Origin of the sequence: Klebsiella sp. K-Nf6 (genome assembly GCF_002806655.1) — a bacterium.
Taxonomy (GTDB): Bacteria; Pseudomonadota; Gammaproteobacteria; order Enterobacterales; family Enterobacteriaceae; genus Klebsiella; species Klebsiella variicola.
The window spans coordinates 244,442-261,925 of record NZ_PIBN01000001.1 but is presented as its reverse complement, the minus strand read 5'-3'; the positions used below and the strand labels follow the sequence as shown (position 1 = coordinate 261,925).

Genomic DNA, 17,484 nt, shown 5'->3' with positions numbered 1-17,484 from the left:
ACAAAGGTATTGCTGTTAGTTTCCTCCGCGCGATGAATCAACATCCTGCATGGAGGAATGCAATGGACGTCAGCCGCAGAAAGTTCTTTAAGATCTGCGCAGGCGGTATGGCCGGAACCACAGCCGCCGCCCTGGGTTTTGCCCCTAAAATGGCGCTGGCTCAGGCACGCAATTTCAAATTGCTGCGTGCGAAAGAGATCCGCAACACCTGCACTTACTGCTCCGTGGGCTGCGGGCTATTAATGTATAGCCTCGGCGACGGCGCGAAAAACGCCAAAGAAGCGATTTACCATATTGAAGGGGACCCGGACCATCCGGTGAGCCGCGGCGCGCTGTGCCCGAAAGGCGCTGGCTTGCTGGACTATGTCCACAGTGAAAACCGCCTGCGATATCCGCAATACCGCGCCCCGGGCTCGGATACATGGCAGCGCATCTCCTGGGACGAAGCCTTTAGCCGCATCGCCAGACTGATGAAAGCCGACCGCGACGCCAACTTTATTGAAAAGAACGAGCAGGGCGTGACGGTTAACCGCTGGCTTTCCACCGGCATGCTGTGCGCCTCGGCGGCAAGCAATGAGACCGGCATGCTGACGCAAAAGTTTGTGCGTTCGCTCGGCATGCTGGCGGTAGACAACCAGGCGCGCGTCTGACACGGACCAACGGTAGCAAGTCTTGCTCCAACATTTGGTCGCGGCGCGATGACCAACCACTGGGTTGATATCAAAAACGCTAACGTCGTGGTAGTGATGGGCGGCAACGCCGCGGAAGCGCATCCGGTGGGGTTCCGCTGGGCGATGGAAGCGAAAAACAATAACGATGCTACGCTTATCGTCGTCGACCCGCGCTTTACGCGTACCGCGTCGGTGGCCGATATCTATGCGCCGATTCGTTCCGGTACCGACATTACCTTCCTGTCGGGCGTGCTGCTGTACCTGATCGAAAATAATAAGATCAATGCCGAGTACGTGAAGCATTACACCAATGCCAGTCTGCTGGTGCGGGATGATTTTGCCTTCGAAGAGGGCCTGTTCAGCGGCTACGATGCCGAAAAACGTCAGTACGATAAATCGTCCTGGAACTACCAGTTCGATGAAAACGGCTACGCCAAACGCGATGAAACGCTCAGCCATCCGCGCTGCGTGTGGAATCTGCTCAGGCAGCATGTTTCCCGCTACACGCCGGAAGTGGTGGAGAATATCTGCGGTACGCCGAAAGCGGACTTCCTCAAAGTATGCGAGGTGCTGGCGTCAACCAGCGTCGCGGATCGCACCACCACCTTCCTGTATGCCCTGGGCTGGACGCAGCACACCGTCGGTGCGCAGAACATCCGCACCATGGCGATGATCCAGCTGCTGCTCGGCAACATGGGCATGGCCGGCGGCGGCGTCAACGCGCTGCGCGGCCACTCTAATATTCAGGGGCTGACCGATTTGGGACTGCTGTCGACCAGTCTGCCGGGCTATTTGACGCTGCCGTCCGATAAACAGAGCGATCTGCAAAGTTATCTTAGCACCAACACGCCGAAGGCGACGCTGCCCGAGCAGGTGAACTACTGGAGCAACTACCCGAAATTCTTTGTCAGCCTGATGAAATCGTTCTATGGCGAGGCGGCGCAGAAAGAGAACGACTGGGGCTTCAACTGGTTGCCGAAATGGGATCAGGCTTACGACGTTATCAAGTACTTCAATATGATGGATAACGGCAACGTCACTGGCTATATCTGTCAGGGCTTCAACCCGGTAGCGTCCTTCCCGGACAAAAACAAAGTGGTGCGTAGCCTCAGCAAGCTGAAGTATCTGGTGGTTATCGATCCGCTGGTGACCGAAACCTCGACCTTCTGGCAAAACCACGGCGAGTCTAATGATGTCGACCCATCGGCGATTCAGACCGAAGTCTTCCGCCTACCGTCGACCTGCTTTGCCGAAGAGGATGGTTCGATCGCCAACTCCGGTCGCTGGCTGCAGTGGCACTGGAAAGGCCAGGACGCACCGGGGGAAGCGCGCAACGATGGCGAAATCCTGGCTGGGATCTATCATCGTCTGCGCGAGCTGTACCGTCGCGAAGGCGGGAAGGGCGCGGAACCGCTGCTGAAAATGAGCTGGAGCTATAAGCAGCCAGACCATCCGGAATCGGCAGAAGTGGCTAAAGAGAACAACGGCTACGCGCTGGCGGATCTCTACGATCAAAATGGCACTTTGCTGGCGAAAAAAGGACAGTTGCTGAACAGCTTCGCGCTGCTGCGCGATGACGGCAGCACCGCGTCGTCGTGCTGGATCTACACCGGCAGCTGGACCGAGCAGGGCAATCAGATGGCGAATCGCGATAACGCTGACCCTTCGGGCCTCGGCAATACGCTGGGATGGGCCTGGGCGTGGCCGCTCAATCGCCGGGTGCTGTATAACCGCGCCTCGGCTGACATGAACGGCAAGCCGTGGGATGCGAAGCGGATGCTGATCCAGTGGAACGGCAGCAAGTGGGTCGGGAATGATATTCCGGACTTCAATACTGCGCCGCCGGGGAGCAACACCGGGCCGTTTATCATGCAGCAGGAGGGACTTGGCCGCCTGTTTGCGCTGGATAAACTGGCGGAAGGGCCGTTCCCGGAACACTACGAGCCGATGGAAACCCCGCTTGGCACCAACCCGCTGCACCCGAATGTGGTCTCCAGCCCGGTGGTGCGTCTGTATGAAGAGGACGCCATCCGCTTGGGTAAGAAGGATAAGTTCCCGTATGTCGGCACCACCTATCGTCTGACCGAGCATTTCCACACCTGGACCAAGCATGCGTTGCTCAATTCCATCGCGCAGCCGGAACAGTTTGTCGAAATCAGTGAAGGACTAGCGAAAAGCAAAGGTATCGCCAACGGCGATTGGGTGAAAGTCAGCAGCAAGCGCGGGTTTATTCGCGCGGTTGCCGTGGTGACCCGGCGCCTGCGCACGCTGAGCGTCAACGGCCAGCAGGTCGAAACCGTCGGTATCCCGCTGCACTGGGGCTTTGAAGGCGTGGCCCGCAAGGGTTATATCGCCAACACCCTTACGCCTAACGTCGGCGATTCCAACTCGCAAACGCCGGAGTATAAGGCGTTTCTGGTCAACATCGAGAAAGCGTAAGGAGCGATTCAATGGCGATGGAAACACAAGACATTATTAAACGCTCCGCGACCAACCCGATCACGCCCGCGCCGCGCGCGCGGGACTATAAGGCGGAAGTCGCCAAGCTTATCGATGTCTCCTCCTGCGTGGGCTGTAAAGCCTGCCAGGTGGCTTGTTCTGAGTGGAATGACATCCGCGATGAAGTGGGGCACTGCGTCGGGGTGTACGACAACCCGGCGGATCTCAGCGCCAAATCCTGGACGGTCATGCGCTTTAGCGAGACCGAACAGAACGGCAAGCTGGAGTGGCTTATCCGCAAGGATGGCTGTATGCACTGCGAAGAGCCGGGCTGCCTGAAGGCCTGCCCCTCCGCCGGGGCGATCATTCAGTACGCCAACGGCATCGTCGATTTCCAGCAGGAAAACTGCATCGGCTGCGGCTACTGCATTGCCGGGTGTCCGTTTAATATCCCGCGCCTCAATAAAGAGGATAACCGGGTCTATAAATGCACCCTGTGCGTGGACCGGGTCAGCGTTGGTCAGGAACCGGCCTGCGTGAAAACCTGTCCTACCGGCGCGATCCACTTCGGTACGAAGAAAGAGATGCTGGAGGTGGCCGAGGAGCGGGTGGATAAGCTGAAAAAACGCGGTTATGCCAACGCCGGGATTTACAACCCGCAGGGCGTCGGGGGCACCCACGTGATGTACGTCCTGCATCATGCTGACCAGCCGGAGTTGTATCACAAACTGCCGAAGGAACCGCAGATCGATACCAGTATCAATCTGTGGAAGGGGGGGGTGAAACCGCTGGCGGCGGCGGGCTTTATCGCCACCTTCGCCGGGCTTATCTACCACTACATCGGTATCGGGCCGAACAAGGAAGTTGACGACGACGAGGAGGAGCATGATGAGTAAATCGAAGATGATTGTGCGCACGACGTTTATCGATCGCGCCTGTCACTGGACGGTGGTTATCTGTTTCTTCCTCGTGGCACTGTCGGGAATATCGTTTTTCTTCCCGACGCTGCAGTGGCTAACGGAAACCTTCGGCACGCCGCAGATGGGGCGTATCCTGCACCCGTTCTTTGGGGTGCTGATTTTTGTCGCGCTGATGTTTATGTTTGTGCGTTTTGTCCACCACAATATTCCTGATAAACAGGATATCCCCTGGCTGAAAGGCATCGTGGAGGTGCTGAAAGGCAACGAACATAAGGTCGCGCGCGTCGGTAAATATAACGCCGGGCAGAAGATGATGTTCTGGACCATTATGAGCATGATTTTCGTGCTGCTGGTGACCGGGGTGATTATCTGGCGGCCGTATTTCGCGGCATATTTCCCGATTCAGGTGATTCGCTATAGCCTGCTGATTCATGCGACGTCGGCGATTATCCTGATCCACGCGATCCTCATCCATATGTATATGGCATTCTGGGTGAAAGGGTCGATTAAGGGCATGATCGAAGGCAAGGTCAGCCGCCGTTGGGCGAAGAAACATCACCCGCGCTGGTATCGCGATGTCGAACGCCTGGAAGCGATCAAAGAGAGTCGCGAAGGGATGAAGTAAGCCGTCACGGCGCGAAACCCGCTCCGGAGATGTCGGAGCGGGTTCCCGACAGTCAGCAGTTCGTGATAAGTGTATCGATTGAATCGATAACGCCCTGGCGCGCATGACTCAGATTGCAGACGAAATCCTGTGGCTGGATCCGTTTATTATTTAAGTTACTGATCATTGGCGTACAAAGTAAAAAGCTGTCAAATTCTATATTTATCCTTGGTACGACATGCTGATGCCAGCGTGGTAACTGTTGTAGTCGCATTAAAGGAATAATGACTCTCGTGGCCAGGTCTGCATAATAATCATTCTGCACGATCATATAATACGGCAGGGTTTTATTTGTCTGAGCAGAACAATTTCGATAAACATTGAATTGTTCAAGCATCATAGTACCCTGAAGAATTCATCATCAGTAAGAGTGCCTCCTTTTGCAATAAATTCATTCATTGCGGCAATGAATTCCTTGTGCTGTCGCTGTTTATCTGCTTCTCGTAAATCCTTACCTGGCTGTGCTGACGCCTTCTGGACGGGTACGTCAGTGGGTCTTTTACGTAGCGTATTACTTTTCATCATAGGCTCCTTGCGGTTGGTTCTGTGATTATTCACTTTACTCACTAAAAAATAAATCCCAGCAGGAAATTTAATATTTATTTTGCGAGACAGCTTCCAGAGGAAAGTAACAGCCTGAAATATTCATGGTTATGGTAATAAACCCGCCGCTGGTATTAACCAGCGCGGCGGGGAATAATCAGAACTTCTCCGGAATAAAGCGGAAGGGGAAATTGGTTTGTTTCATTTTGCCAATTTTGCGCTTCGGCAGCGTCACATGCTCTACCGGTAAAGCTTCATAGGGGATCTGCGACAGCAGATGGGTGATGATATTCAGGCGTACGCGCTTTTTATCCTCCGAGCGGGCGACGAACCATGGCGCCCAGGCGGTATCGGTGGCGGCGAACATGGCGTCGCGGGCGGCGGTATATTCATCCCAGCGGTTGAAAGACTTAATGTCCATCGGCGAGAGCTTCCAGATTTTACGACCATCGTCGATGCGATCCCGCAGGCGGCGCTCCTGCTCCTGCGGAGAGACCTCCAGCCAGTACTTGAGCAGAATAATGCCCGATTCGACCATGCCGCGCTCTACCATCGGCGCACCGTCGAGAAACTTCTGCACCTCCTCCGGCGTGCAAAAGCCCATCACCCGTTCGACGCCGGCGCGGTTGTACCAGCTGCGATCGAAAATCACAATCTCGCCAGCCGCCGGAAGGTGTTTGATATAGCGCTGAAAATAGAGCTGGCTTTTCTCACGCTCGGTGGGTGAGGGTAAGGCGACGACCCGGAAGATACGCGGGCTGACGCGCTCGGTGATCGCTTTAATGGTGCCGCCTTTGCCGGCGCCGTCACGGCCTTCAAAGACGATGCACACCTTCAGCCCTTTATGCACCACCCAGCGCTGCAGTTTCACCAGCTCAACATGGAGTTTGCGCAACGCCTTCTCATACGCTTTATTGTCGAGCGGGGCGGTCTTCACCGCCGCGTCGACCGGATTACCGTTTTTCTTATTACCCATCGCCATGCTCCGTGTTGCCGAGGTATCCCTTTGAAGTGTAATCCTTCGCCGGCGAGGCGGTGGAAAATATTCGCGCAGGGGACGGGCTAGCTGGCGTTCCCCGCCGCAATGACTTCCAGCCCCACCCGCTGCCCCCATGACAGCTCCAGGGTGTTACCGTCCGGGTCGGCAAAGAAGGCGAAATAACCCACCGGATCGCCCAGCTGTTCCGGTTCCCGCCGCAAAACGCCTTCCCGCCGCGCCTGAGCGACCTTCTCATCGATCTCCGCCTGGGTGGCGCAGGCGACGCCGAGATGGCCGAACGGGCCCAGCGGCGTGTCGGCCGGATCGTCACTCTGCACCAGCACCAGAGCGAAGGGCCGGGTGCGATCGCTGAGCCACGCCACCTTACGTGCTGAGGGCAAGCCGGGCTCGCGCTGGTGAATGACGGTCATCGCGGTATAGCGGGTGTAAAAATCAATACTGCTGGCCAGACAGCGGACGGTAAAGGCGACATGGGTAAAACCGACATCAACAGTGTGCATCGATTATTCTCCAGAGGTGAATGATGGGAAGACTTTACAACCTCAAGTTAAGTTGAGATCAATTGGGCGTTTATCGCTTTGAGCCCACTGATTTTAATAGGGGAGGGTCATTGCTAAGCCACGCCGTCGCTGGCTCGATGACGGCCTGCCGCGCGGGCGGCGAGCATGAACGAATCAGGCCGTTGTATGGAGGAAGCTGCCGTCGGGCGTTTTTAGCTGGTGTGTCGGGGCGGGATAGTCAATAATGCCGGCCGTCTCTCAATACCCCTATAAGATGTATGAAAAAAACGATTTTTTCACTGGCGCTGGGCACCTTCGGACTCGGCATGGCGGAATTTGGCATTATGGGCGTGCTGCCGGATATGGCGCACGATGTCGGGATGTCGATCCCCGCCGCCGGCAATATGATTGCCTGGTATGCCTTCGGCGTGGTGATCGGCGCGCCGATCATGGCGCTGCTCTCCAGCCGGTTTTCGTTGAAATCGGTGATGCTGTTTCTCGCTGCCCTGTGTATTCTCGGCAATACCCTGTTTACCCTCTCCAGTAGCTACGCCATGCTGGCGCTTGGCCGCCTGGTTTCCGGTTTTCCCCACGGGGCGTTCTTTGGCGTCGGGGCGATAATCCTGTCGAAAATCGCGCCGCCGGGGAAGGTGACCGCCGCGGTGGCGGGGATGATTGGCGGGATGACGGTGGCTAATCTGGTGGGCGTCCCCGGCGGCACCTGGCTTGGGCATCACTTCAACTGGCGCTATACCTTTGCCCTTATCGCCGTGTTTAACGTCGCCGTGTTGATGACTATTTTCTGCTGGGTGCCCACCCTCTATGATCGCACCAGCACCCGGCTGCGCGAGCAGTTCCGTTTTCTGGCCTCCCCGGCGCCGTGGCTGATTTTTGCCGCCACCATGTTTGGCAATGCGGGTGTGTTTGCCTGGTTCAGCTATATCAAGCCCTTTATGATCAACGTCTCCGGCTTTGCCGAAAGCAGGATGATGCTGATTATGATGCTGGCGGGGCTGGGAATGGTGGTCGGCAATCTGTTCAGCGGCAAAATTTCCGGGCGCTTCAGCCCGCTGCGCATTGCGGCCATGACCGACGGGGTCATTGCCGTGACGCTGCTGCTGATCTTTGCCTTCGGTGAGCATAAAGTCGCCTCGCTGACCCTGGCGTTTATCTGCTGCGCGGGACTGTTTGCCCTGTCGGCGCCGCTGCAGATCCTGCTGCTGCAGAACGCCAAAGGCGGCGAGATGCTGGGGGCGGCAGGAGGGCAGATTGCCTTCAACCTCGGCAGCGCCATCGGCGCCTTCTGCGGCGGGATGATGATTGCCCAGGGCTTTGGCTGGAACAGCGTGGCGCTTCCTGCCGCCACGCTGTCATTTCTGGCGATGAGCGCCTTGCTCATCTATGGCTGCCATCAGCGCCGACAAGCTTGCTAACGACGCTTACTCACGCCAGGGTTCGCCAAGGGTCAGCATCAGCCGGTTGGCCCAGGCGAAAAAGGCCGCCGACTGCAGCAGATCCAGCTGGGCCAGGGTATCTAAACCCTGCTCATCAAGCGCCGCCAGATGGCGGGCATTCAGCCCGGGCGGCGTCACCGACAGCGCAGCGGCGGCGTCGATTTCCGCCTGCCAGCGCGGCGACTGGCCGTCACTCAAATTCTCCCCCGGCGTCACCGCCAGCAGCGTGTCGACGGCGGTCTCGTCCTTTGCCAGCTGCGCCGCTTTGCGGGCATGCACCGAGGCGCAGTAAATACAGCCGTTGATTTTGCTGGTCACCGTGGCCGCCAGTTCGCGTTCGGCGCGCGGCAATCCTCCGGGGGTAAAGAAAATGCCTTTATCGGTCAGCGTCCGCTGCTCCAGCACCGGCTGGTTGCGCGCCAGCAGGCGAAAGTAGGGGGAGTCGCTATGGCCATATTTGGCCAGAATCGCCTGTTCTTCAGCGCTGAATTCCGCCAGCGGTTTATCGGCCAGCCAGGGTTCCCAGTGCAGCTCGTCGCGGGTGAAGCGAACCGGGGCCGCTTTGCCGCTCTGGGTGTGCGGTGTGGTATGCCAGTATCCGGCGACCAGCGGCGTATCGGCGCTGACAATGGGCTTATGGTTTAGCGCCCGCAGGCCCAGCAGCAGTCGGCTCTGGAAGCTGACAAAGGCCACCAGTTGCGCCAGAGTGACGATGCCCCGCAGGCTCCAGCCCGCGCCGGTTAAGGTGTGCAGCGCGCCGGGGGTGGCTTCGACGGGGGTGAAGGTGAGCAGGCGGGCAAAGGCCAGCGCCGGGACCAGACGATCGGTGGTTGGATCGGCGAGCCCGAAACCGGCATAGTGCGCCGCCAGCGCGTCCGCCTGGTGCAGTTTCGCCACCTTCGCGGCCACCGCGAAGCGTTCATCAAGAGGAAAGTCAGCGTCCTGCTGGCTGAACAGTTCTTCATAACTTCCCTGGGCGTGACGGGTGGCGGCATCGCGTACGGCGCGCGCCTGGTCGAGCGGGGAACCGGCGGCAATCTCCGCCAGTTCGGCCAGAATATCCTGACTCAGCGTCATGGTGACTCCTTATCTGATGTGGGGGGCAATATGCTGAGCGATCAGCTCAATGGAACGCAGCGTATCCCGGTGCGAAGGCTCCACCGAGTGCACCTGAAACGAAATATCGGTGGCGCGGGCCAACACGCTGTCCTGCGCCAGGGAGGCAATGACATGCTCAGGATCGCCAACGTGGGCATCCAGCTGTTGCAGATAGTCGGTGACACTGTCACCTTCTATCGTATGACCCGCCGCCCGGTGCTGTGTCGCCTGCTTGCGCAGACCGGGCTCGGCGACCTGCAGGGCGTGGGCGTGACTATCGGCGACGAAGGCGGTGCGCGAGGCGAGGATCCGCGGTGCAACGCCGTCCGGGAGCGCCGCCAGGTAGGCGTCGATGATCGGGTTCTGAATGGCGTCCAGCGGCAGGCGTGGCTCACCGAGTGGACGTGGTTGTGTGCGCGACAGCATCAGCCCGTGCCCCGCCTGACCGGCACGGATGGCGCCCTCCGCCGAGAAGGTGGCGATCCAGATACGCTCCGCCAGCTGCGGCGCTGGCGGATAGAGACGGTTGTCCGGGTGGCTCAGGGTATCGCCGCGCCAGGCGCTATGGATCAGGTGCAGATGGTCGGCAAACACCGCCCCGCGCTGCTCGCTGGTCAGGCCGAAGGGCAGAAACGACGTTGGCGTGCCGCCGGAGCCAAACCCCACCTCCAGACGCCCGTCGGTGAGTAAATCCAGTACCGCCGCGTCTTCGGCGACGCGCAGCGGATTTTCCATCGGCAGAGTGATAATCGCCGTGCCGAGACGGATCCGGTCGGTCTGTGCCGCCACGTGGGCGAGAAACACCAGCGGTGATGGCAGGCCGCCTTCCTGTTCATGAAAATGGTGCTGGGCAATCCATGCGCTGTCGAAGCCCACGCGCTCCGCGTGGCGGATCTGTTCGGCCGCCAGCCGGTAGCGCGTTTGCGCGGAGCCCTGATCGAGCAGACGGGTAAAAAAGCCGAGGCGTTTAGGCATTATGCGTTCTCCGTGTGGGCCTGTGCTAAGCGGGGTGAAACCTGGGGAATGGCGGCGATCAGTTCGCGAGTGTAGGCCTGCTGCGGGGTAGCGAACAGGCGGCCAACGTCGCCATGCTCCACCACCTGGCCGGCGCGAAGTACCGTGACGCTGTCGGCAATCCGCCTGACCGTCGCCAGATCGTGGGTAATGAACAGGTAGCTGAGACCCAGCTGCTGCTGTAACTGCTGCAGTAGGGCGAGGATCTGCGCCTGAACGGTGACGTCGAGCGCCGAGGTCGCTTCGTCAAGAACCAGTATCGCCGGCTCGAGGATCAGCGCCCGGGCAATCGCCACCCGCTGCCGCTGGCCGCCGGAGAGCTCCCGCGGCGTACGCGATAGCAGCTCCGGGGCCAGCGCCACCCGCGCGGCGACGGTCTCCACGCGCAGGCGACGTGCCGACGTGCTGAGGCGCTCAAAGTTTTTTAACGGCTCTTCGATAATAGCAAACAGCGTCTGGCGCGGGTCGAGCGAGGCGAAGGGGTTCTGGTAGACAAACTGGATTTTCCGCCGCAACTGACGCTGCGCCTCGCGGCTGAGATGTCCGGCGTCGATACCGTCGATGGTCACCTGTCCGGCATCGGCGCGCTCAAAGCCCAGCAGGATCCGCGCCAGGGTGGTTTTTCCGGAACCGGATTCGCCCACCAGCGCATGGGTGGTGCCGCGTCTGACCTCAAAACTGACGCTGTCGAGCGCCTGCAGCGCCTGTTTGCCCAGCGAGAAGCGTTTACTGATCCCCTCCACGCGAATGGCCGGCGTGGCCAGCGGCCGGTGACGAGACGCCGTCAGCCCCAACGGCGCATCCTGCAGGTCGTGGAGCAGCTGGCGGGTGTAAGGGTGTTGTGGACGCTGGACAATCACCTCGGTGGGGCCCTGTTCCTGAATCTCTCCCTGACGAAACACCATGATCCGGTCGGCGCGTTCTGCGGCCAGCGCCAGATCGTGGGTGACAAACAGCACGGCGGTACCCGACTCGCGGCGCAGGATATCAAGCAGGTCGAGAATGCGCTTCTGCACCGTGACGTCGAGGGCGCTGGTGGGCTCGTCGGCAATAATCAGATCCGGCTGCAGGGCAATGGCGATGGCGATCAGCACCCGCTGTTTCATCCCGCCAGACAGCTGATGCGGATACTGGTCAAAACGCTGTTCCGGGTGGCTGAGACCGACTTTAGTGAGCAGGTTAAGGACCTGCAGTCGGCGCTCACCTGCGGAGAGGGACTGATGCAGCCGCAGGATCTCTTCCACCTGCTGACCTATGGTTTTTACCGGGTTAAGCGAATTGCCGGGATCCTGCGGGACCAGACTAATGCTCACCCCACGCAGGCGGTTAAGCCGTTTTGCCGACCAGTCGCTAATCTCTTCGCCATTGAGGACAATCCGCCCGCCATCCCGGCGGGCATTATCCGCCAGCAGGCCGATTATGGCCTGCGCGGTGGTGGTTTTCCCCGAGCCGGATTCTCCGACGAAGGCCAGCATTTCGCCACGCTGGATGGAAAAACTAACGTTATGCACCACTTCGCGCCATTCGCCCCGCGAGCGGTAGCTGATGCGCAGATCTTCAACGGACAAAACGTTCATGGGCGTACTCCACTCCACTGGCGGCTAAGACGATTGGCGGCAAGGACCACGGCGACCACGGCGAGGCCGGGGAAGGTGGTCAGCCACCAGGCGGTCGACAGGTAATTGCGACCTTCGGCGATCAATAATCCCCACTCCGGGATCGGCGGCGGGGTGCCGTAGCCGAGGAAGCTGAGGGTAGCCAGGGCCAACATCGCCTGTCCGAATTGCAGCGTCGCGAAAGCAAGCACCGCAGTGAGCGAGTTGGGCAGAATATGGCGCCAGAAGACGGCGAAAAAGGTGCCGCCGCTGCCCCGGGCCGCCTCGACGTAATCACTGTGGCGCACGCGCACGACTTCCGCCCGCGCCAGGCGTGCGAAGCTGGCGATCGCCGACACGCCAACCGCCACCGCCGCATTCACCGTGCCGAAACCGAGCAGAATAATTACCGTGAGCTGCAGCAGCAGGGAGGGGATGGCCAGCAGGACATCGACCAGGCGCATGATCGTGGATTCAACGCGTCCGGTCAGCGCCCCGGCGAGCGTACCAAGGGCGGTACCCACCACCAGGCCGATGGCGACGGCGATCAGCGCCGCCGACAGGGAATGTACCGCGCCGTAAACCACCCGCGTCCACAGGTCGCGCCCCAGCTGGTCGGTACCCAGCCAGTAGTGCGCCTGCGGCGCCAGGCGCTGAGCGCCGGGGATCCCTTCCAGCGGGTTAGCGGCGGTAAACCACTGCGGGGCGAGGGCCATTAACAACGCGGTAATCATCACCGCCCACGCCAGCCACAAGCCAGGCTGCAGACGCACCCTGCGCCATTCCGGGCGGCGGCGAACCGCGATGGCATAATCGACCAGGCTCATTTCGCACCTCCGGTCTGTAAATGGAGTCGGGGATCCAGTCGCGGCATAACCAGGTCGACCAGCAGGTTTATCAGGACGAAACCGAGGGCGGAGATCATCACCACTGCCTGCAGCACGGCGATATCCTGGTTATTGACCGCCTGCTGGGTCAGCTGGCCGAGGCCGCTGCGGCCGAAGACGGTCTCAGTGATCAGCGCCCCGGCAATCAGCTCGCCCAGCAGCAGCCCGGCAATATTCAGCGCCGGCAGCAGAGCGTTGCCCATCACATGGTGCCAGAGGACGCCCGTTTCGCTCATTCCCTTGGCGCGGGCGACCGCGACGAAGGGCTGAACCGCCACCTGATCCATGCTGCGCATCAGGATCTGCGCCAGCGGGGCCGAAATGGGCAGCGCGACGGCGATAACCGGTAAAATCAGCCCTTCCAGTGGGCCGGGGTTGATCACCGGGATCCAGCGCAGCTGAAACGAGAAGAGCTGGATCAGGGCGATACCCAGCCAAAAGGTAGGCAGAGAGATAAACAGCACCGGCAGCGACTGCAGGAGGTTGCTCAGCCAGCGCAGCCCCGGCAGACGCGAGGCGAAGGCGAGGGCGAACGCCAGCGCTACAGCCAGCAGGAAGGCCGGCAGCGCGAGGCTTAAGGTATCCGGCAGGTTGCTGGCAATCAGACTACTGACCGCCAGACCCGCCTGCAGGGAATAGCCGAAGTCGCCGTGCAGCATCGCCAGCAGCGTGTGCAGGTACTGGCGCCACAGCGGGCTGTCGGCGCCGTAGGCCAGCCGCATGTCAGCGATTTGCGCCGGGCTCAGGCCGAGGTCCGGGTTCTGAAACTTGATCAGCACCGCATCTCCCGGCAGCACCTGCAGCAGGAAAAAGGTGAGGGTAAATGCCGCCCACAGGACCAGCAGCCCCTGGCCGAACCGTCGCAGAAGATAAGCGCTCATACCCGGCCTCTTAGTGCTTGTCCAGCCACGCGCCGTAGAACGACGGACGACCGACGGCCTCGAAGCTGACGCCTTTGACCCACGGCGCGCCGGCGAACACCTGCGGCTCTTCGAAAATGGGGATCACATAGGCGTTATCGATCAGATAGCGCTGGGCGTCACCGGTTAACTGCAAGCGCTGCTGCGGCTCTACCGCCGCGGAGATGCCGGTCAGCAGGTCATTGAGCTTATCATCGCGGAAGTGCTGCACTTTATCGCTGGAGCCACCTTTCTGCAGCAGCGCATCGCGATTGTTGGGGAAGAACATACTTTTCACCACATCCGGGTCGGCGCGGCCCACTTCTGAGACAGTGAGCGGGGTTTTCTGCGGGTCAAGATTGTCCAGCGTACGGCTACCGGCATCCCCGGCTTTGACGGTCAACGCCACACCCACCTGGCGCCACTGCTGGGCGATTAGCTGCAGCACTTCCTTATTCTGCGGCTGCGGGAGAGACTCATAGACCGTCAGCGCCAGCCGCTGGCCGTCTTTAGTGCGAATACCGTCGGCGCCGGGCTTCCAGCCGGCATCGTCCAGCAACTGTCGGGCTTTGGCCTGGTCGAAGGTCAGTTTATCGCTCAGATTGACATAGCCGGCGGCGGAGCTGGCCAGTACGGAGGTCGCTTGCGGGTAGTTAGCGGAGAACAGCGTCTCCACCACCTGTTTGGCGTTGGTGGCATGGAGCAGGGCCTGGCGCACCCGCAGGTCGGCGACCAGCGAGTTATCCGGGCGGAAGCTCAGGCTGTCGTTGACCCCGCGGGTAGGGGCGGCGTAGACCTTAAATCCCTGATCGGTCGCCTGCTTTTCATCGTAGGCCTGCACCTGGCGAATAAAGCCCGCCTGACCCGCCAGCAGCGCGCCGATGCGCACACTGTCTTCCGGGGTCACAATATAGGTGATGCCGTCGAGGTTAGCGGGCCCCTGCTGGGCAATGTTTTTCGGCCCCCACTGATAATCCTTGCGCGCCACCAGCGTCAGCTCGCGGCCTGGCTTTTCATCCTGCACCACAAAGGGCCCGGAGCCGATAATATGTCGGGCATCGCCCAGCTCTTCAAAATTGCGCTGCAGGGTGCTGAGTGATACCAGACCGGAGCCGATGGTCGCGGTTCCCTGCAGGAAGCCCGGCGACGGTTTGTTGAAGTAAAATTTCACCGTCAGCGGGTCGATCACTTCGCTGCGCTGGTAGTTATTGATGACCTCTGAGACGGGCAGGCGATGGGCTCTATCTCCCAGACCATAGGTGTCGAAGTTTTTGGCCACGGCGGCGGCGTCAAGCGGCGTGCCGTCCGAGAAGGTAACCCCTTTGCGCAGGTGGAAAGTGTACTCGGTTTTATCGGCATTGCTGGTCCAGCTCTCGGCAATCCACGGCTCAATCTCCAGCGTTTTCGGGTTCTGCCAGGTGAGCTTGTCGGTTATCTGATTGAGAATACCGCCATTCGGATAAAAGCCGCCGGCGGGCGGATAGAGATTGGTGTGCGGTTGCTGCTCCAGATAAATTAAGGTGCCGCCTTTAACCGGCGTGTCGGCGGCCCAGACGGAAAAGGCGCCGGAGAGAAACAGGGCGGCCAGCGCAGGCAGGCGAAAATGACGATGCATGGTGAATTCCTTTGTTATCTATTGTGTTGCCATCATCGGGCGCGGCTAAAAACAAAGGAACCAAGGAATTGCGCTAAGCATTTGCGGAAATTGGATTTACTTCGCGAGTGGGAAGCGTGGAGCAAGCGCCTCTCCCGGGCGGGAGAGGCGTAGGTGATTAGCTGCGCAGATCGATAACCATACGGCCGCGGATCTGACCTTGTTCCATCTCTTTAAAGATGGCGTTGATATCTTCCAGCGGGCGCAGGGTGACTTTCGGCACCACTTTGCCTTCGGCGGCAAACTGGAAGGCTTCCACCAGATCCTGACGAGTACCGACCAGCGAACCGACTACCTCGATGCCGTCGAGCACCAGACGTGGAATATCGAGGCTCATCGCCTCCGGCGGCAGGCCTACCGCGACCACGCGGCCACCGGCACGAACGGCATCCACCGCCGAGTTAAAGGCCGCCTTAGCTACCGCGGTCACCACGGCAGCATGCGCGCCGCCGGTTTTTTCCTGAATCACTTTCGCCGCATCTTCATTACGGGAGTTGATGGTCAGATCGGCGCCCATCGAGGCCGCCAGTTCCAGCTGCCCGTCGTTGACGTCGATAGCGATCACTTTGGCGTTAAAGACATTCTTCGCATACTGCAGCGCCAGGTTACCCAGCCCGCCGAGACCGTAGATAGCGATCCACTGACCCGGTTTGATGTGGGAGACCTTGACCGCTTTGTAGGTAGTGACGCCCGCGCAGGTGATACTGCTGGCGGCGGCAGAGTCGAGGCCGTCCGGCACTTTAACTGAGTAGTTGGCGGTGACGATGCACTCTTCCGCCATGCCGCCGTCGACGGAATAGCCGGCGTTTTTTACCGAGCGACACAGCGTCTCATTGCCGCTGTTACAGTAATCGCAGTGGCCGCAGCCTTCGAAGAACCACGCCACGCTGGCGCGATCGCCTGGCTTCAGGGAGGTCACGCCCGGTCCGACTTTTTGCACCACCCCGATCCCTTCATGGCCGAGAATGACGCCGGTTTTATCGCCAAAATCGCCGTTTTTCACGTGCAGGTCCGTATGACACACGCCGCAGCATTCCATTTTCAACAACGCTTCACCGTATTCCAGCGGGCGCAGCGTTTTTTCCGTGACGTTAACCTGATGGTCGTGGGTAACAACAGCAGCCTTCATGCCTGTCTCCTTGTGAGGGGATTGTTTAATTTTATTAATGCAATAGTACCCAATAAGGATTAGACGCTATGGAGAAAAATACAAGGCGCTTTAGTACAGGATGTGGTTTTTTGCTACAGCGGCAGCACAAAATTCAGACAATACCTCTAATTTTGGTAGGTAATAATAGCGTCACTGAATGGTCATGTTTTCTTCATCACCCAACTCTATCGTTTTGCGCATCAATTTCTTATAACAACAGAGTGATACAACAATGCATCTGGTAAAAACCATCCTCACTGCCGGTCTGTTTCTGTCCGCCGCCGCGCAGGCGCAGAACGTACTGGAATTCCCCCAGCCGGAAAACAACCCGGAAGAATTTTACGCCGTCACCGAGATCCCGGCAGGTGGCATGATTAAGTATGAAACCGACGCCAAAACGGGGTTTATCATCGCCGACCGCTTTCAGTCGATGCCGGTGGCTTACCCGGCGAACTACGGCTCGCTGACCCAGTCGCTGGCCGGAGATGGGGACCCGCTGGACGTGGTGTTTTACACTCGCGCGCCGATGGCGCCGGGCACACTGATTAAGCTGCGGCCGATCGGTGTCCTAAAGATGATAGACGGCGGTGAGAAAGACGACAAAATCATCGCCGTGCCGGCCAGCAAAATTGATCCGACCTATGACGACATCAAGACCATCACCGATCTGCCGAAAATCGAGCAGCAGCGGCTGGAGGCCTTCTTCCGGGTCTATAAAGAACTGCCAGAGGGGCGTAAAAAGGTTGAGCTGGCCGGTTTTAATGATGCCGCCGCTGCGAAGCAGGAGATCAAATCGGCCTGGGAGGCCTGGAAAGCGAAGAACCCGCAATAATATTCATCGCGGGCGCTGTCCGGCGCCCGCGGTATTCGCTCTCACGACCCCTGTGGCGGCGAAATCACAGGTCACACGGCAACGCTTATCTCACCATATTGCATCTTGACGCAGGATGAAGATGATGGTTGTATTGTACAACCATTTCATGTTTCGGACCCGCT

General features: G+C 59.4%; 16 protein-coding genes. 5 read left to right on the top strand and 11 right to left on the bottom strand.

All coding sequences use genetic code 11. From position 1 onward, the window contains the following. The first annotated feature begins 62 nt into the window (after positions 1-62). From fdnG to fdnI, 3 genes are read left to right on the top strand one after another with little or no spacing between them, the layout of a single operon-like run. Positions 63-3,110 carry a formate dehydrogenase-N subunit alpha gene (gene fdnG / locus CWM61_RS01245; RefSeq protein WP_100630547.1) on the top strand — a complete coding sequence of 1,016 codons (3,048 nt, stop codon included), beginning with the start codon at positions 63-65 and terminating at the stop codon, positions 3,108-3,110. 11 nt (positions 3,111-3,121) lie between these two features. Continuing rightward, entirely contained in the window at positions 3,122-4,006 is an 885-nt protein-coding gene (gene fdxH / locus CWM61_RS01240) for a formate dehydrogenase subunit beta (RefSeq protein WP_100630546.1), read from the top strand. Beyond that, on the top strand, positions 3,999-4,655 hold the full coding sequence (gene fdnI / locus CWM61_RS01235) for a formate dehydrogenase-N subunit gamma (RefSeq protein WP_048330292.1): 657 nt from the start codon (positions 3,999-4,001) through the stop codon (positions 4,653-4,655). The genes fdxH and fdnI overlap by 8 nt, the downstream gene beginning before the upstream one ends. 52 nt (positions 4,656-4,707) lie before the next feature. Here the strand turns inward: fdnI and CWM61_RS01230 are convergent, their stop codons facing one another. From CWM61_RS01230 to CWM61_RS01215, 4 genes are all read right to left on the bottom strand, one after another. Then, the gene (locus tag CWM61_RS01230) at positions 4,708-5,034 is read right to left on the bottom strand and encodes a CcdB family protein (protein WP_074385734.1); all 327 of its coding nucleotides are present in this window, start codon (positions 5,032-5,034) and stop codon (positions 4,708-4,710) included. Continuing rightward, positions 5,031-5,216, bottom strand: coding sequence for a hypothetical protein (locus CWM61_RS01225; RefSeq protein ID WP_025711567.1), 186 nt, complete (start codon positions 5,214-5,216; stop codon positions 5,031-5,033). Before CWM61_RS01225 ends, CWM61_RS01230 begins: the two co-directional genes overlap by 4 nt. 178 nt (positions 5,217-5,394) lie before the next feature. Continuing rightward, positions 5,395-6,213, bottom strand: a complete 819-nt coding sequence (gene ppk2, locus CWM61_RS01220; protein ID WP_012541603.1) for a polyphosphate kinase 2 — start codon at positions 6,211-6,213, stop codon at positions 5,395-5,397. 86 nt (positions 6,214-6,299) lie between these two features. Beyond that, positions 6,300-6,737, bottom strand: coding sequence for a VOC family protein (locus CWM61_RS01215; RefSeq protein WP_008804740.1), 438 nt, complete (start codon positions 6,735-6,737; stop codon positions 6,300-6,302). A gap of 278 nt (positions 6,738-7,015) precedes the next feature. On the opposite strand from CWM61_RS01215, the gene araJ reads away from it, so the two are divergent. Further along, positions 7,016-8,170, top strand: coding sequence for an MFS transporter AraJ (araJ, locus tag CWM61_RS01210; protein ID WP_100630545.1), 1,155 nt, complete (start codon positions 7,016-7,018; stop codon positions 8,168-8,170). A gap of 6 nt (positions 8,171-8,176) precedes the next feature. Here the strand turns inward: araJ and CWM61_RS01205 are convergent, their stop codons facing one another. The 7 genes from CWM61_RS01205 to adhP all read right to left on the bottom strand — a co-directional run bounded on the left by CWM61_RS01205 (position 8,177) and on the right by adhP (position 16,467). Further along, complete coding sequence (locus CWM61_RS01205) at positions 8,177-9,268, bottom strand: alkylhydroperoxidase domain protein (protein WP_100630544.1); 1,092 nt, start codon at positions 9,266-9,268, stop codon at positions 8,177-8,179. A 9-nt stretch (positions 9,269-9,277) separates the two neighbouring features. Beyond that, positions 9,278-10,264, bottom strand: coding sequence for a putative FMN-dependent luciferase-like monooxygenase (locus CWM61_RS01200; protein ID WP_165785226.1), 987 nt, complete (start codon positions 10,262-10,264; stop codon positions 9,278-9,280). Further along, entirely contained in the window at positions 10,264-11,880 is a 1,617-nt protein-coding gene (locus tag CWM61_RS01195; protein WP_100630542.1) for a dipeptide ABC transporter ATP-binding protein, read from the bottom strand. Before CWM61_RS01195 ends, CWM61_RS01200 begins: the two co-directional genes overlap by 1 nt. Continuing rightward, the gene (locus tag CWM61_RS01190; RefSeq protein ID WP_100630541.1) at positions 11,877-12,725 is read right to left on the bottom strand and encodes an ABC transporter permease; all 849 of its coding nucleotides are present in this window, start codon (positions 12,723-12,725) and stop codon (positions 11,877-11,879) included. Before CWM61_RS01190 ends, CWM61_RS01195 begins: the two co-directional genes overlap by 4 nt. Beyond that, positions 12,722-13,666 (bottom strand): ABC transporter permease, encoded by a 945-nt coding sequence (locus tag CWM61_RS01185; protein ID WP_008804745.1) that lies wholly within the window; start codon positions 13,664-13,666, stop codon positions 12,722-12,724. Before CWM61_RS01185 ends, CWM61_RS01190 begins: the two co-directional genes overlap by 4 nt. A 10-nt stretch (positions 13,667-13,676) precedes the next feature. Then, positions 13,677-15,299 carry a TIGR04028 family ABC transporter substrate-binding protein gene (locus tag CWM61_RS01180; protein WP_100630540.1) on the bottom strand — a complete coding sequence of 541 codons (1,623 nt, stop codon included), beginning with the start codon at positions 15,297-15,299 and terminating at the stop codon, positions 13,677-13,679. Positions 15,300-15,456: 157 nt separating this feature from the next. Further along, positions 15,457-16,467 (bottom strand): alcohol dehydrogenase AdhP, encoded by a 1,011-nt coding sequence (adhP, locus tag CWM61_RS01175; protein ID WP_060875756.1) that lies wholly within the window; start codon positions 16,465-16,467, stop codon positions 15,457-15,459. A gap of 253 nt (positions 16,468-16,720) precedes the next feature. Here adhP and CWM61_RS01170 point away from each other — a divergent pair, with 253 nt between their 5' ends. Further along, on the top strand, positions 16,721-17,320 hold the full coding sequence (locus CWM61_RS01170; RefSeq protein WP_074385741.1) for an inorganic diphosphatase: 600 nt from the start codon (positions 16,721-16,723) through the stop codon (positions 17,318-17,320). Positions 17,321-17,484 lie beyond the last annotated feature (164 nt).